15 protein-coding genes are annotated in these 15,449 nt (G+C 53.4%); 2 read left to right on the top strand and 13 right to left on the bottom strand.

Going from position 1 to position 15,449, the window contains the following annotated elements; all coding sequences use genetic code 11:
- The first annotated feature begins 1 nt into the window (after window position 1).
- Complete coding sequence (locus tag O6760_RS22985; protein ID WP_269581989.1) at window positions 2–283, top strand: hypothetical protein; 282 nt, start codon at window positions 2–4, stop codon at window positions 281–283.
- The gene (locus tag O6760_RS22980) at window positions 280–1,314 is read left to right on the top strand and encodes a DHHA1 domain-containing protein (protein ID WP_269581988.1); all 1,035 of its coding nucleotides are present in this window, start codon (window positions 280–282) and stop codon (window positions 1,312–1,314) included. Before O6760_RS22985 ends, O6760_RS22980 begins: the two co-directional genes overlap by 4 nt.
- On the opposite strand, the gene O6760_RS22975 is transcribed toward O6760_RS22980, so the two are convergent.
- The 13 genes from O6760_RS22975 to O6760_RS22915 form a co-directional block, all read right to left on the bottom strand.
- Window positions 1,311–1,838 (bottom strand): deoxynucleotide monophosphate kinase family protein, encoded by a 528-nt coding sequence (locus O6760_RS22975; protein WP_269581987.1) that lies wholly within the window; start codon window positions 1,836–1,838, stop codon window positions 1,311–1,313. The two genes, O6760_RS22980 and O6760_RS22975, sit on opposite strands and share 4 nt — an antisense overlap.
- A gap of 305 nt (window positions 1,839–2,143) precedes the next feature.
- A complete protein-coding gene (locus tag O6760_RS22970; RefSeq protein ID WP_269581986.1) occupies window positions 2,144–2,455 on the bottom strand; it encodes a hypothetical protein in 312 nt (103 codons plus the stop codon).
- Window positions 2,456–2,489: 34 nt separating this feature from the next.
- Window positions 2,490–2,906, bottom strand: a complete 417-nt coding sequence (locus tag O6760_RS22965) for a hypothetical protein (protein WP_269581985.1) — start codon at window positions 2,904–2,906, stop codon at window positions 2,490–2,492.
- Window positions 2,907–2,974: 68 nt separating this feature from the next.
- Complete coding sequence (locus tag O6760_RS22960; protein WP_269581984.1) at window positions 2,975–3,178, bottom strand: hypothetical protein; 204 nt, start codon at window positions 3,176–3,178, stop codon at window positions 2,975–2,977.
- Window positions 3,179–3,187: 9 nt separating this feature from the next.
- Entirely contained in the window at window positions 3,188–4,054 is an 867-nt protein-coding gene (locus O6760_RS22955) for a glycoside hydrolase family protein (protein WP_269581983.1), read from the bottom strand.
- A gap of 148 nt (window positions 4,055–4,202) precedes the next feature.
- A complete protein-coding gene (locus O6760_RS22950) occupies window positions 4,203–6,674 on the bottom strand; it encodes a hypothetical protein (protein WP_269581982.1) in 2,472 nt (823 codons plus the stop codon).
- A 57-nt stretch (window positions 6,675–6,731) separates the two neighbouring features.
- Complete coding sequence (locus O6760_RS22945) at window positions 6,732–8,597, bottom strand: fibronectin type III domain-containing protein (RefSeq protein ID WP_269581981.1); 1,866 nt, start codon at window positions 8,595–8,597, stop codon at window positions 6,732–6,734.
- A 1-nt stretch (window position 8,598) separates the two neighbouring features.
- A complete protein-coding gene (locus O6760_RS22940) occupies window positions 8,599–8,979 on the bottom strand; it encodes a DUF6950 family protein (protein WP_269581980.1) in 381 nt (126 codons plus the stop codon).
- Window positions 8,976–9,566 (bottom strand): hypothetical protein, encoded by a 591-nt coding sequence (locus O6760_RS22935; protein WP_269581979.1) that lies wholly within the window; start codon window positions 9,564–9,566, stop codon window positions 8,976–8,978. Before O6760_RS22935 ends, O6760_RS22940 begins: the two co-directional genes overlap by 4 nt.
- Window positions 9,566–10,258 carry a hypothetical protein gene (locus tag O6760_RS22930; protein WP_269581978.1) on the bottom strand — a complete coding sequence of 231 codons (693 nt, stop codon included), beginning with the start codon at window positions 10,256–10,258 and terminating at the stop codon, window positions 9,566–9,568. The genes O6760_RS22935 and O6760_RS22930 overlap by 1 nt, the downstream gene beginning before the upstream one ends.
- Window position 10,259: 1 nt before the next feature.
- Window positions 10,260–14,246: a tape measure protein gene (locus tag O6760_RS22925; protein ID WP_269581977.1), complete on the bottom strand. Its 3,987-nt coding sequence runs from the start codon at window positions 14,244–14,246 to the stop codon at window positions 10,260–10,262.
- Between the two features lie 247 nt (window positions 14,247–14,493).
- A complete protein-coding gene (locus tag O6760_RS22920) occupies window positions 14,494–14,943 on the bottom strand; it encodes a hypothetical protein (RefSeq protein WP_269581976.1) in 450 nt (149 codons plus the stop codon).
- The gene (locus tag O6760_RS22915; protein ID WP_269581975.1) at window positions 14,940–15,383 is read right to left on the bottom strand and encodes a phage tail tube protein; all 444 of its coding nucleotides are present in this window, start codon (window positions 15,381–15,383) and stop codon (window positions 14,940–14,942) included. Before O6760_RS22915 ends, O6760_RS22920 begins: the two co-directional genes overlap by 4 nt.
- Window positions 15,384–15,449 lie beyond the last annotated feature (66 nt).

Here is a 15,449-nt window from a genome sequence, read left to right as displayed (position 1 = left end):
AATGAAGGTCAAGATAACGTCATCTGGAGACATTCGTGGGACCAAGGTGGAAGACCTGGATACCGGCGCAGATCTCACAAGCATGGTGTCAGAAGTTAGGTTTCACCATGTTGCTGGTGAACAACCCAAAGCCGAGCTCTTCGTAAATTTTGTCGAGATCGAATCCTCTGGCATCGCGCTTTTGCGCGGCCAGAAGGACGGATGGGCAACACTCAGGGTGGTGAGGTCTATCACTTTTGCCGATGGCGAAACGATGGATTTCAGTCAGGGAAAAGATTCATGAAAACAATCTGCTTGTATCATGGCAACTGCGCAGATGGCTTCACAGCTGCCTGGATCGTTCGAAACGCTTTGGGGGAATGCGTCGAATTTATTCCCGCCACTCATGGAAGTGAACCACCTGACGTAACAGGCGCCGAGGTCATTATTGTCGATTTCTCGTACAAGCGACAGGTCTTGCTCGAAATGGCGAAAGAGGCTGAATCCGTCCTTGTTCTCGACCACCATAAAACCGCGCAAGAAGACCTGACCGCAGGAGAGGGAATTATTGATATCTCTGGTTGGTCGAGGCCATGGGGCATAAGCCGGCATCGCCTGAACGCGGCACAGGACCAACTCGAAGGCGCAATGCACGCAAATATTTATGTCGAGTTCGACATGGAGCGCTCCGGCGCGCAAATGGTCTGGGATTTTTTCAACTTGGATCAGCCACGAAAGAGGTTCGTCGATTTCGTCGGCGATAGAGATCTCTGGCATTTCAAGATGCCATGCTCGAGACAAGTTGCAGCAACTGTCTTTTCGTATCCATATACATTCGATGCATGGGACCATCTGGACACCCTGATCAGTTCAGACATCTATCTTGCCGGGGTTGTGGCACAGGGTGACGCCATTCTTCGCAAACATGACAAAGACGTCGCTGAACTGCTCGAGGCAACAACGCGAACGATGGTGATCGGCGGGGTAGAGGTCCCTGTAGCAAACCTGCCCTATACCATGTCGTCTGACGCAGCAAACTTACTCGCGGAAAAAGCACCGTTTGGCGCTTGCTATTTTGACAACAAGGAAGGCAAACGAGTGTTCTCGCTTCGGTCCTCCGAGAACGGGGCCGACGTTGCTGAAATCGCGGCCCGGTATGGCGGTGGTGGACACAAGAATGCTGCTGGCTTCAGAGCGCCGGCCGGATGGTGTGGGGACGGATCTAGGGACATCTGGAAGGAGCCAGATGTACAAGCAACGCCTCTACGCGGTAGCAATCGCGGAGACGCTATTGCGGAAGAAATAAAGGGAAAAAAATCAAAATATCCGGATTAGGATCCAGTCACCGGCAGGCAAAGATGGCGCAAGACTAGATGGTAAACTTTTTCATTTATTTGTTCGATGCTGCCATCATTCTCCAACACGTGATCTACGTCAAAAACATGTGTCTCAGACTCGTGTGAGCTCACCTCAAGTGCAGATCGGTCGATCCTGATAAGAATACCACCAAGACTTCTTATCGTCGCAACTTCATTGGGGAAACGAATGTCGTCACAAACGACATCGCCTTCTGGCAGTGTAAAGCGCCACGCGTTCATCCAGAGATCAGGGTCAATCATTTTTCGACCCCACTCCGTTCCGAGCGTCTGCATGGCATACCGCGGCGTGCGACCGCCGAGAACGTCGCAAGGCGTGGTTTTCATGTCTCCGTATAGATGGCGGTCATCCAAACCCAAGCAGCGTAACATCGACTTCAGAGGGCTGGCCATGGAATGGCGGGTAAATCCGCATTCATCGACGAGAAAACCAGCAACGGTCGACTTGCCTGCTCCCATACGACCAGAAAGACCAACAATCATTATCCGTTCTCCATCAGTGTTGATTGCAAATTAATGCAAAACACGACAAAGACAACGCATAAAATGTAACTATCTGTCCAAGCTTATGTTGTCACGCTTTTGGCCGGCCCGCACCACCATATGCGATTTCTTTGCCAACCTGGGTCTGAGATCCGCGCGTGCATCCGCTACAGTCGAACCGAGATTGTTCTCCGGCGGTATTATCAACTTGAAAATGTTGCACTGCTCTTTAACGAGCGAGACAAAAAAATATTGGGCGACCGCTGTAGCGATCGCCCATTGCCATGGCATCAACATTGCTTTTCTTACGGTCTGTGAAGGCTTTTTGTTAACAGTGCAACCACTGCGTCGAGGCGCTGATTCAACTCTTTTCGATGCTCTCTGAGCTCGGTGCTTACCCGGTCCATGGACTGGTCCAGACGGACAATGTGGCTATCCAGATCTGACCGTCTGACATACTGATCGCGCACTTCGTTGATACGCTCGTGCAATCGGTCATCACCGGCTCGCATCGATCTGAAGATCTGGCGGTCACGCACAATTACTCCACCAATCAGCGCAACAAGAAAACCGCCAACGCCGATAAGCGTCGAAAACAGCCAGGTTGGTACTTCCATGGCTCTACCCCAATTTTTATTTGAAATTTTCCAGCTAACGCCGGGATTTGAACATGCCGGCAACTGCATCCTTGGCACCGCCGATCATGCCAATGCCAAGTGCGCCTCCCACGAGGGCATAGGCCCACTGCAGAAGATCGTCACCGGTCCGCGGAAACGAACCGCCGAAGATCTTCACATAGACCGGAAGGCCGACCTGATACCAGAGGAGCACCGTCGTTTGCGACCAAACAACATATGCCCATGCCTTGCGCACCATTGGGTCACTAGACTGAAAACTAGCCCGAATGGTCTGCTGGGCTTCGCCAAATATATCGCTCGCCGCCGTTGCAAGCGATTCCGCGATCTGTGCTTGGGCCTGGGACCACGCAGCATCTGCTTTTGCTTCTGCCTCTGCGGCCGTCATTTCACCTTTAGCGACGGCATTGATGATGTCCTTGACACTCCCCATGAAGCCGCCGCCTGTGACAACCTTCGCCACCAGTCCTACGACGGGCCCAACAAAAGCGAGAGGCCCCATTATTTCTGCCTCCAACCAGCCGGGCCGGTAGTGACATGCCTAAGCACGATGTTGGCCACGCCGATGCCCAGGATCACACCGGGCGCATATTCCGGCGGCAGAACTTCACGCCAGTTGAAGACGCTCAAATAGTTCAACAGTTCGGCGATGAGCGCAACGATTCCAAGACCGCCGTTGAAGAGGACTGTTTTCCATCCAGACATGATGTTTCCTTAGGTTGGAACGCGCTTTCCGGTAATCACACCGCGGTAGCGCAAAATGAGGAAGATGATGCCGACTGCCAGCAGCGCCCCACCGCCCCATAGAGCCACACTGAGAAGAAAATCACCTGACTGGACCGCTGCGTCGGTCGATCCAGCTCCCATGCCTCCAGCAGCCGTTGGAGCGGCTGCTGCAGCCTGTTTCCCGCGCTTGGTATCCAGTGCTCTGATGAGCGCCGCCCGGGTAGCGGGACCGACAATCCCGTCGACCGTTAGATCATTGTTGCGCTGGAAGCTTTTCACCGCTTTGATTGTATTCTTACCGGCGACGCCATCGACGACGAGTTCGTAACCCAGCGCGGACAGTTGCTTCTGATATTGCATCACCTCATCGGTGCGGCTGGACACAGATGATGGAACCGACCTGATTTGACCGTAATTGCCATGTTCGATCAATTCCGCTTCTTCCCGCCGACGTCGCACGAGACCGGCCAAGCGGCGCCCATTAGCGGTCACGGCGGTTGTGCGTAGCCGCTTGGCCGCACCGGGCACATCGCGGGCTTTCAGAAGTTTCGCCCAGGTCCAGTTAAGCGCACCGGTACCGCAGTTGTAAGCCATCGAGCCCGAGCCGTCGTATTCGTGCTGGACTGTGGTACCGATTTTAGCGTTGACGGCCGCACCGTATTCGTCGTTGAAGACCTTCGGAAGGAGCACATCGACGTCAGTTCTGCTTATTGTGTCGCCAAGACGAAGCCCGCGCCCATATTTTGCGCGCCACCATGCCGCAAAAACCTTGGACCGCATGGTGAAGCCTGGACCGATCGTTATCACGCCCGCGGGGCAGCGATACGCCTTCAGCGGACAGCCTTCATGATCCAAGACAAACGACGTTCCTTCCCTGCTCAAACTTGGCATGGTTTCACCTTCCGGCACATGTGCCGTCTGATTTTTAAGTGACAAAAAAGCCCTGAAATCCGGGCGATGAACTTTCTCTACCGACTATGTGTCAGTGGGAGCGTCACGGTCTCTAGCTACGCACGTGCTCCATAGGCACGACATAGGATCCATCATCGTGCGTCATGACCCTGATGTTGGCATTGACTTTCCCCATTGGGCTTCCTCGACCTGGGCGGTGCAACCGCGCGCAGCCGTTGCCGGCACTTTCCAAGAGGTCGCCACCTTTCACCGTTACATTCTTGTCGATTCGGCAAAAACCGGCGCCAAGACAGCTAATAGAAGCGTCAACGTCGAATGGTGTATTCGGCTTATCCCACCCGACAAAAGTGCCATAAACTCTTCGAGATCCGGCCTTTTTCGAGATCTCAAATTTCACCAGGCGATTGTTATCAATCAGAACCACCTTCGCATCTATTTTGAAGGTCCTGGGTTGATCCTCAACTGTCTTTTCTTTTATTTCGACGGTCTCCGTTTTCTCACGCGTCACGACATCTGGAACACGGGAGATCACTTCACCTTCCTCGTTGAGGACGTCTTTCATGATGGGATTTCCATCCTCATCAATCAACGGCAACTCCTCAATGACAGGGTCCCTTGCGAGTTTTATTACTTTTTTTCGAACAATCTTGCCGTTTATTTCTTCGTGCTCGTACCCAATAACTTCGTATTCAGGTCCTAGCACCTGTTTTGTTTCGTACCTGATGTGTTCTACTTCGATCTTTACAGTCCTTGAGACCTCGATTTCAATTTCACTGTCGAGCTCAAACGCAAACAGGTCCAACTTGTCAGAAAACTCTTCTGTTACAATCTTTTCGCCGGTTACCGGGTCTAGAAACTCCAGGCCGCGCCACTCGCAAAGTTCATCGATAGTATCGCAGACGGTGCCGAAAGGAATGTCAGGTTTTGACCGGTCTGAAAGTTGCGACCAGTGAGCTGCATGGAAGGCATTGTAGAAGACGCTGGTGCCACTGATGGAGATACTTCCCTCAGTGGTGTTTGCTTGGGCGAAGGTAGCGATCGAGCCATCATCAGTAAGACGATTCAGATGAAGGCAATGGGTACCATCTGCAGTTATGCTCAACTGCCCAGCATCGCCGCGGAATTCGGCACCAACAGACGTTAGATCCTGCGCTACTTTCGCGCCGATATAAACGTCGTTGTTATTGTAGGCAAACCGTTGGTTGCTTCCAGAAAGGTATTTTACGACACCGTTCTGGTGATCATAGGTATCAATCCAGCGAACGCTGTTCCCAGGATTACCGTGGATATTGTGGAACACCCCATTGGTGCCAACAATGTACTGGTTCGACGCCTGTCCACCGCCGGAGACATTCGCCTCGAAGACAGCCGTGGGATTGTAGGTAGCATTGGCGCCAACGCTGGTGATCTGTGGGTCTGTACCAAGCGAACCAGTCGGCGTAAAGACATGCAGTGGCGCATCGGCAGCCGGCACATCATTGGCGTCCCAGCCTGAGCCAAGCGTCAGGCTGGTACGGACACCCACCATCAAGAAGCGTCTGATCGCAACTTGGCTTTCCAAATTAATATTACCGGGCCGGCTCTTACCAGTGATTGTAGCCGTAACGGCTGTGAAGAATGCTTCTCCGGGCCAACTCGCGTGACCCTTCCCGTAGATGTTGAATTGCGGCGACACATTGGTTGTCGGCGTAGAATCTGCACCGATGGTCAGCGAGTAGGAATCGGCAGCGCCAGATGCCCTGATGACGCCACCCGAGGTTCCTTCGAAGACGAAAAGCGATGTCGCGCCACTCAACGAAGCAGCCCAACCCTCTAGCGTCGTCGATAGGTCGAACACCAATAGCCATGGATCCGGACTCAGCGTCCCAGGCTGTTCGTTCAGTGAACTTACCGATGTGTTGTAATATAACTTGTTCGAACTCGTGACGAACTGAGCCAACGTGTAGGTGGTTCCACTATCCCACACACCTTGATAGTCGATCGTCGCGGTCGTGCTCGAACTGACTAACTGACGCCACTCAGAACCTGATCTGAAAAGTAGTGTTCCGACACCGTCGACGATATCGCCTACGGCAAGGTCAGTGCCGGACGCAGATTTGATGTTTTCGGCATCACCGCTGTTCAGCGCGATGGTAACCGTCGTACTGGTATTTGTTCCAGGCGGATCGCCCAGAATGAGAATTTTGACCTCTGCCGGGTCGACGCCGACTTCAGTGTCGGCCGTGATGGCGTTTGCTGAACCGCTGACGTTGGTGAGAACGGCCGCAGTGTGTGGCAATCCTGCTAGTCGATCCCATCCATCGGGTGAACCTGTCGCATCGTACCTGTAAACACCGTTATTGCTGTCCGTGCTGTCACCCCACACAAAGCCGCCAGTGTCGTCAGCTACACCCGTCTTACCCTGCAATTCGGCGAGCGTTCTGACATGAACGGCGTTGCTGGCGGCAATGCGGGATACCGACTTCAAATACTGCCGCAATTGGCTCTTGATCGGCTTATGCTCGGTGCCTGAGACGCCAATAACAGCGTTATCTCGTAGGATGACGTCGATATCGAGTGACATGCGTTTTCCCAACAAAAAAAGCCGCACAAGGCGGCTTTGAATTCGTACTGAAGTTGTTTAACTAGTTGTGCGCTGCAGGGCCGGACTAGGCTCGTAGGGCGACTCCAACCCGGAGCCGGTCACTGCTTTGACCTGGAACTCGTATGTCGTTCCCGCCATCAGAGCGATGTCTGTAGCGGAGACGCCAGGCTCCATGCTGGCGTATGCATAATTTCCGTCATCGTCCGGACTTGCGCCTTCGACAACGCGGTACCGAATGAAATGGTAATTTGCGTCTGACTGATCGGTAATCACGCAGGATGCCGTGGTGCCGCTTATGGTGACACTCAGCGTCGGCGCATCAGGCGTTAAATCATTATCTGGATCGGGCTGCACCTCTGGCGGGGTTACGCCTTCCGTTTCCTCGTCATAGGAAACGTCACTTTCAGTGAGTGCGATGACCGCAAATTCAACTCCGTTCACGACACCATTTCTATCCAAGATCAGTTCTGGGTCGCTGACGATCTCAAAGCTCGTATTGATATCGCCGTAATTGATTTTGATAAAACGCTCACCAAGGACGGACAGTCCATAGATGTTAGTAGAAACTTCCAGGCTTGTTCCTGTATTTATTCTATTCGCCGCGATTTTCTGTAAGTGTCTGCACTGCCCATGGTTGGCGGACATTATAAAATCAACCGACTTTACCTTTCTACCAAAACTCGAAAAGTTTTCGTGTTCATATTCTTTTGCATCTTGTTCAATATAACCGTGCGCCGGAGAAAGGTATTGACTTTTTATTACGGTCGCCTGTTCGGACTCGTACTTACCCTCCGTACGTTTGATGCGCGTGATGTGGTCACCTGTGAGAGTGACTGTCGGCTCAACCCAGCCACCGACTGAAATCCCTATTTTCCCATTTGAAGTAAGAACCAGCCTGCCGTTGCAGGCGTCAAACATCCTAATCAGCGTCGCCGACGGAGCTTCGCCATAGTTATTCCAACCGTGAAGTTCCCACTTAGCCCTTGTCGTAGCCTCCGGGCCCGCAACCACGAGATCGCACGTATCCGCCGCGGCTTTAAAGCCGTAGGTAGCATCATCGTCGTCAATGAACTCGGTGGGTATGCCGTGCCCATTCTCCAGGGCACTTGCAGTCAACTGATCGCGAATAACCAGGGCTGCGTTCGCGGAATATGCATCCATAGAAATTCGTGGATCATAGATTGTAGAATATTCCGCGACCGCGCTGATCTCAGTGTTGACCCCCTTCGGGAGCATATTGAACGTGTTCTTGTCACAGAGAAAGCGTGCCAAGATCATGACGGTGCCGAGCCCGCGCCAGTCGCTATCGACTTCTGCGGAAAATTCACTTGTCAATTCGGAGAACGCAGTCTGGGAATCGCTTCCGAGTTTGTAGGCGAATTGGGCCTTGCCGCTATACTTCGTGGTGGTGACGTTCAAACTTCCGTCGACAGTCACCTCTGTGCCGTCGATATACCAGTTTGTGAACTGGCTGATTGGACCATCGGCTACAGCGACAACCATCGTCATGTTGTTGCCACTTTGGCCCGCAAATACCGTCGTGCCCTTCTTTACCGACTGAAATAGCAGATGCCCTCCACCTCGGAGCTTTCCCCAACCTTTCCTTCGGTAGCCGACTGCGGCACGGGATATCTGCGTCTGTGACGAAGGTAAGGCAGCTGGCGTAACCGCCGGCTGAGACGAACGCCCAAGCGCCAGTGAAGCGACGCCGAGACCAAGTGAGATAATTGTCCCAATGCCGCCGATGGCTGAGATGAAACCGCCAATTGCGAAGCCGATCGACGCGCCGGCACCATAGAAACCACCGGCGGCCAAACCGGCAAGAGACAGCGCCCCACCAAACCCCGCGGCCGCTGAAAGGCCGCCGGCGAAAGCAGCAACCGCCGCGATTACCGGAGGCATCTCAGAAAGTCCATGCCCTGAGTAGGCGGGCATTTGGTATCGGAAACTTCCCTTGCGTTCCCAACACCCACCAGTAGCCATCTTTCATGATGGCGCCGACTGCCTGTCCTTCGACGACCACACAACCGACGTCACCATTCTGAGGAGTGGAGGTGCGCTTCATGCCAGCGGTTTTCAGGCCTTTGTCCATGATACTCGGCACGCCTCCGCAGGCCTTGACAAATACCATCGCTTCAGCTTCTGACGAATACCGGCCGCGCCACTCTGCTACAGGGTCAACACCTGTCTGTTCCCAGACCCACCCTCCTGGAAAAGCGCAACAATCATTAGAAATGTAGTCGCACGGCGCAGCAGTCAGAAAATATTCATCAAGCGACTTCATACGAGTTGAATCGTCTTTCCTCGCGCCAGGATTGGCACGTAATTGAACATTTTGTCAGTGTCGGAAGGGTATCGGCCCTTTTGGTCCGATTCCGTATAGCGGCCAAATCCTGCCTCTGACCTTTGGCTGAACAAACTCTCAACCATCAGGTTCAAGGTGTAACTCGGCTGGCTGGTCGTCGTTGCGCCCTCTTGAACTGACTGAATTCCGCGCATGACGTAGATCTGATTCAAAACAGCTGGGCCGACGAGGGTCAGATCTTCTGCCGTCAGCAGCATGAATCGTTCGATGATATACCGGCCGATCACTTCAGCCTTCTCGTCCCAAATCATTTCTTCGATCGCACCAGGCAGACCGTTTATCTGAAAGAGGCCGGTGTCGTTTTCCGCCTTGTTCGAGAACGGAAAGCTTGGAGCCGTCAACTGTCCTCGCAGACCTTGATACGTATTGTTGTCATGCAGTTTTCGATCAACGTTGCCGTTCCAAATATAGACGGTTTCGGACGCGAATCTGATCTCCCAGGCGCGCGCTATCCTTGCCCTTGCCGATGCGAGAAGGGATATTTGTTCGGAATTGTAGATGCCCATTATATTGTCGGCGCCGTATCTTCGATGAATTCGATCTTTGGAAACGACCAGTCGCCGTACTGAAACTCGATTGCCATAGCTTCAGGATCGATAAGTCTGGACTTCACAACAGGATAGACGAAGTCGACTTCGTCCCTTGGGAACGCGTCCGCTCTCAGTTCTGGTGCTATCGTTATGCTCGCAGATGAGGTCGACTGGCTGACAATGGAACGAACTTTGTACTGGTGAAGACAGATGGTAAAAACATCTCTGGTCTGGATCGTTCCGCACTCGATTTTTGTAATATTGATGGTTGTTGCACCGGCCGCGGCAAAGTCCGTGACAATGACGTGGGTCCCGCTCGAGATAAACTCGGTTCCATCATCAAACGTAGCTCCGTCCGAGAAGGTGCATGTCTCGATCTCACCAAACTTCGGGTAACGGCCTTTGTGATAGTAGGGAACGGCGATAGGCAAGTCGCGGCCCATGATTTGTCCATCCAGGGCCATCCATTCATCCAGATTGACCGCTTCGTGGACAGGGATTTCGATGAAGGTTGGTTTCCAAATACCCCGCCCAGGTATGCCGCCATTGTTCAAGCGACCGGTTAGGGAGAGTTGCTGCCCTCCACCGGATTGAGCACTGAAGCCCGGGTTAACGTGCCTAGGGGGAAGCAGGTCACGTGGCCACTCGATGTAGGTTGGAACTGACATGTCAACCTTTGTTCACGTTGTTCTGTGTTGCATAGGCGCTGAAGTTTTTCTGAACGTCTCTTGCAACTGCGGCCGCGGCGCCTGTTGCAGCACTCTGCGCTTCGGTTTGCACCATGAGATTGAACTCATCAGAAGCGGTGGCATGAACATGGACATCTACGCGCTGCGGCTGGACATATCCGCTCGTAATGGAAGACGCTGCATTTGAGAGCGCGCTGACTGTTCTGTCCATCTGGTTGCCACGGAGGACATGCTCCGTGTTTTCCAGGACGGCCAGGAATTCCTTGTTCTTCATTTCAGTGCCGGCATGAAGCCGCGGCGCATATGCAACTGCTGCGGCTGGTACCGGCCTACCTTTTTCAGCTGATGCTGCCGTGCCACCTTTATGCAGGATCCCTGGGATGATGCTGCCACCCAGAAGTCCACCACCACCGAGGATATTGCCAAACAAACTTCCGAAGAAGCCGCCGCCACCTCCACCACCACCGCCGCCAACGGTACTTGCAAGCGTCGCTCTCAACCGATTGACAATCGGTTCCACGACCAGCACCTGCACCCCGATGTTGATTAGTTGCTTGAGGAAGTTCTTGACCGCATCTTCCATGTTGTCGAAATCGGTGATCACCGATCCGGCCAAATTTCCGAAGGCGTTGGCGACATCATCGATCCATTGGTATTGACCGAACTGCGTCACATAGTCAGCCCAGGCGACACTTGCCTGGTCTGCGGAAATTTTGCCCTGCTGAACGAGGTTGTTGAGTTTTTGCTGCTGGTCGGCAAAGTCTCCAGCGAGCTGCGAGCCAGTGCCATACTGTTTTACAATATCCCGGTAGAGTTCAGCGCTTGCAATATCCTGCAGGGCGCTCCTGATTTCCAAGAGACCGGCCGGCGCCGTTGAAAGGTTACCGGAGTTGACCGCGTCGATGTATTGCCGGATTGCGGTTTCCGCATCTTTGATATTTTTTGCCCTGGAGACGACCTCGCGATCTATATCGCTTAGACCAGCAGCGGCCCCTTCCCTCCTGATCTTGTCGATAATATCTGCGGTACGCTCTGCTTCCGTACCTGCCTTTTTTGTCGCATTTGCAGCGTTTTCCGCGGCAACAAAGTCACGAGCGTATGCCTCTGCCTCTTTGCGGAGTGCATCCGTAACGTCGATGTGCGCCTTCTTCGCGTCGTCCAGATATTTCTTCTCGATGGAAGCCCGGCGCTGCGCGTCGCGGCCAAGGCGCGCATCTGAAAGCGCGGAAGCCTTATTTGTGTTGAAAGCCTTCAGACGAACCGCTTGATCGAGTGCATTCGTCTGTTCAACACTCTGAAGATTAGTGTTTGCTGCTTCGAAGGCTGTTTGAACGCGAACAACAATCGGATCTTTGGAAGCGGATCGAAGTTTCTCAACTTCTTTCCTCATGATTTCCAAGGCAGTCGTTCCGTCGTCCAGGATCAGCGTAGATCTCTTTACGCCGTCAGCTATTTCATCGAAATACGGCGTCGACACCTCTTTTTTAAGATCTTCGACTCCCTGCTTGAATTGGGTATATTCAATTTCCTGATTTCTGTAAGCCTGAGACAATTCACGAAGCTGATTTACTTCGTCTCTATAGTTTATATCACTTCGAGCTCGCTCTTGAGATTGATATAGACTTAGAAGACGTTCGATTTCTTTCGATGCATTCTTTACAGCGTCCTCAAGCTTGAAAATCTGCTTTTCTTCTTCTTGAATCCTTATCGCCAGGATGCTGCGACGCGCACCGTTATCATTGTCTGCAAGATCGCGAATATCCCCAAGTCGATCCCGAATAATCTGCTCGGCTTCGGCAATCTTTTGCGCTTCTGCCCTGGCACGAGCACCGAGCACACCGAGTAGTGTGATAGCGCCCGTAATCGCGAAGCCCCACGGTCCTCCGAATAGATTGACCAAACTGGAAACTTGCCGGCCAACGAACTGCTTGGCTTGCCCAAACGTCGTTGCAGCCTTCGTGGCGGACGCCAACTGCACCTTTGTTTCCCTGATAGCGCTGATATTGGCCCGGTAGGCTGCCGTGGTCTCATTAAGACGCGTTCTGACAACCTCGGATCCTTCGCGCTCGGCAGCGTTGCGCGCTTTCCTGGAAGCTGCGACTGCAGCATTACGCTGAACATCGAGTTCGGATATACGCTGCTGCTCCGCAGAGATATTACGAAGTGAAGCGAGATGTTGTTCGCCGGCTTTTTTCTGCGCGGCGGAATAGGTATCAGCCATTTGAACGCTGCGCTTTTCAATCGCAGCCAATTCATTTTCGATCGCACGCGCGTTCGATTTGATCTTTCGCTCAACTCCTCGGAAATTCTGCTCAGCTTCCTTCGTGAAATCCACGCTCCCGGCCGTACCCACCTTCACCTGAACAGCCTTGGTATAGGTGTCGCGTGCCTTCAGAAGCTCACGATTCAGAGCCAGACGCTCACCATCCAATTTAACAAGACGGTTCTCGGATGAGATCTGATCGGAATTGAGTTTGGCAATTCGCGCCGGGACCTTTCCAGCATCAGATGCCATGTCTGCATAAAGTTTGCGCAGGCGCGCGTTGGCTGCCAGACGCTCCTTATCCAGTTTATTGATTGCTTCGCTGGCTCGCAGCGATTCCGATTGCGCTGATTTGGATGCATATCCGAATGCACCTTGGGACAAATCAGACTTTAATTTCTGACGCTCGACAGCTGACGCACGTGCTGATTGCGTCAATCTATCTTGCTCCTCCTTCAGAGCAATAACGTTTTCTTTTGCTTGGCGAGACTCGTCCTTGATTGACTGATAGATGGTGCCAATACCACTTCTTGTGGTTCTCTCGCCTTCCGCACCTGTTAGCTGACCTGCAGGAATTGGCCTTTCTCTGCCGGCAGCATATCCCGCGGTGCCGGCCAAACCACCACCTATCAAGGCGCCTTCAAGTCCGCCTATCTGATAACCTGCGGCACCGCCAAGAGCTAATCCAAGACCACCGCCAAGAGCTCCACGGTTCCGCGCTAGGAACAGCGCCGCGGCCAGTCCTCCGGCTTTCGCGAGCAGTGGTATGATGCGGTCGAGGTTGTCTCCTATCGAAACGAGGCCATCGGCCAGGAGCTGTGTGACCCCATAGGATTTGTTCACACCTCCGATGAAGGAGGTGAACGAATTGTCGACAGAAACAAGCGCCTGGTCGAGTGTTCTTACAGACTTCGAGAACTTTTCGTCGATCGATGCGGAAATCCGGTTCAAGGACTGGAAAATGCTGTTAGCCGTGAGCTCACCAGCATAACCAAGTTCTCTGAACTTACCGATCGTTACGCCGAGACCTTTCGCTAGCTCCAAGCCGAGTGGCGTCTCAAGGACAGCTCTAAGCTCTTCACCGCCAAGGCGGTTTGACGCCAGACCCTGGGAAAGCTGAATAGCCGTAGAAGCCGCTTCTTGTGCGGTCGCGCCACCGAGTGTCAGACCTTTCTGAATTGTCTCTGCTGCGCGGAGGATTTCAGCCGGGTCTCTATCCGGCGCCGCTTTTTGAATACGTGAATAGAGAGTCGCGGTCGACTGCAGTGTCGACCGACTTCGCGCCGCAACAGCCTCAACTTCGGCAAAGCGAGCAGCCAGATCAGAACTATCCTTGGAAACGACTCTGATCTGGTTGGAAATGTTGGTGAAAGTGTCCGCATAGCGCAGCAGGACGTTGGATCCCAATGCCGCGGTAAATCCACCTGCAACTGCCGTCAACGCCAGAAGCGAACCACGCAGGAGAGAAGCGCGGTCGTTTACTGTTTCGAAGGCACGGCTAGCGGCAATAATTGAGTATGGACGGAAAGACGTCGAACCGGCCGAGGCGTGGAATCGATTGATTGATCTTTGCGTCAACCCGACGTCCCGTCGGATAGCACCGGTCGTCTGCCGTGTGACAGACGCCCCGCGCTGCATGTTTGCCGCAAACGGCTGAATATCGGCCGTCAGGGCAACAAAGATCGATCCGATCTGTGCGGCCATTATTTCTTCTTAATTTTCTTGGGCTTCTTACCAATCTGACCGCGTTTTTTCGCTTCCTCGAAGCGTTTTCGCGCCGCAGCAACGTGCTCTCGGTTTGCTTGCTCAGTCGCTGTTTCTGCGTCCCAGGCGGCTTTCGCTGATTTCGGAAAGAGTTTGTGGTCCATTCGCTGGTAGAGAGCAAACGTCCATGCCGTTTCGATTGCGCCCTGTTTGAGGCAAGCGATGTAGTCTTCCGTTTCCGCGGGGGTCAGTTCGTTGAATTCGTCTGGGCGGATTCCTGCCCGGTAGGCTCTGTCTCTGAGTTCGACAAGATACCGCCCGGGCTCGCGAGGGAAGGGTTTTCATCCTCCAGCTTTGCCGCCTGCTCCTTCGTCCACTCAACCTGTTCCGAATAGGTTCGACCGTTGGCCGCAAGTGTGAAGGCGTCGAGAAGTTTGTCGCGAAGCTTCTCGAGTGGAAGGTCTTCATTCAGATCTTCGATCGTCAAGTCGACATTTTTTCCCTGCTTCTCGAGACAGAGCGTCAACATGGTTTCGATAAGGTCGAAATCGTAGAAGAGAAGGCCTTTTTCGACAACGGCGAAATAATCGAGTCCATACTTGTTGAAAAGCGTTGCAAACCCAGGATTTTTGAGACGAAGTTCCATCCCCGTCCCAGCTTCCGGGAACGGAACCCTACGCATGCTGTTACGGCTCATGCGGCGCTACTCCATGTCGTCTGTCCGGTCACGCGAACAGATGCAGCCCCGCCAACAGGATCATTTGGGTTGATGTTCAGATCGCCAGGGTTTTGCACAAAGCCAACGCCGTATTCGGCCATGGCGATGCCGGCGCCGGACCAGTTGATCCGCCAGTTGAAGTTCGCACCGGAGATGAACTTGTCGAGTAGATCGACGTGCGTCGTTTCCGTCGGTGTGAAATGCAATTCAAGCGGAATCGTGCCCGGATCTTTGAACCCCTGCCGGTATTCACGGAAACCGCCGGACGACGCAAGGTGCGTGAAGTCAATTTCTTCCGCCGTGCGGCCGTTGATCCCTGTAGACGCCAAGTTCGCGATCGCGACCCATCCATCAGGCGATTCACCATCACTGATTTCAAACGTGATGCCACGGCCTGTAACGCCAGTGCTCTGTGTCATGCTATGCTCCATGGAAAGCGCATCAAGCGCCAAGAAAAAAGGGCCGCTGAAGCGACCCCGCGTTGG

It is taken from the genome of Roseibium sp. Sym1, assembly GCF_027359675.1.
Taxonomy (GTDB): Bacteria; Pseudomonadota; Alphaproteobacteria; order Rhizobiales; family Stappiaceae; genus Roseibium.
This window is presented reverse-complemented; position numbering and strand designations above follow the sequence as displayed.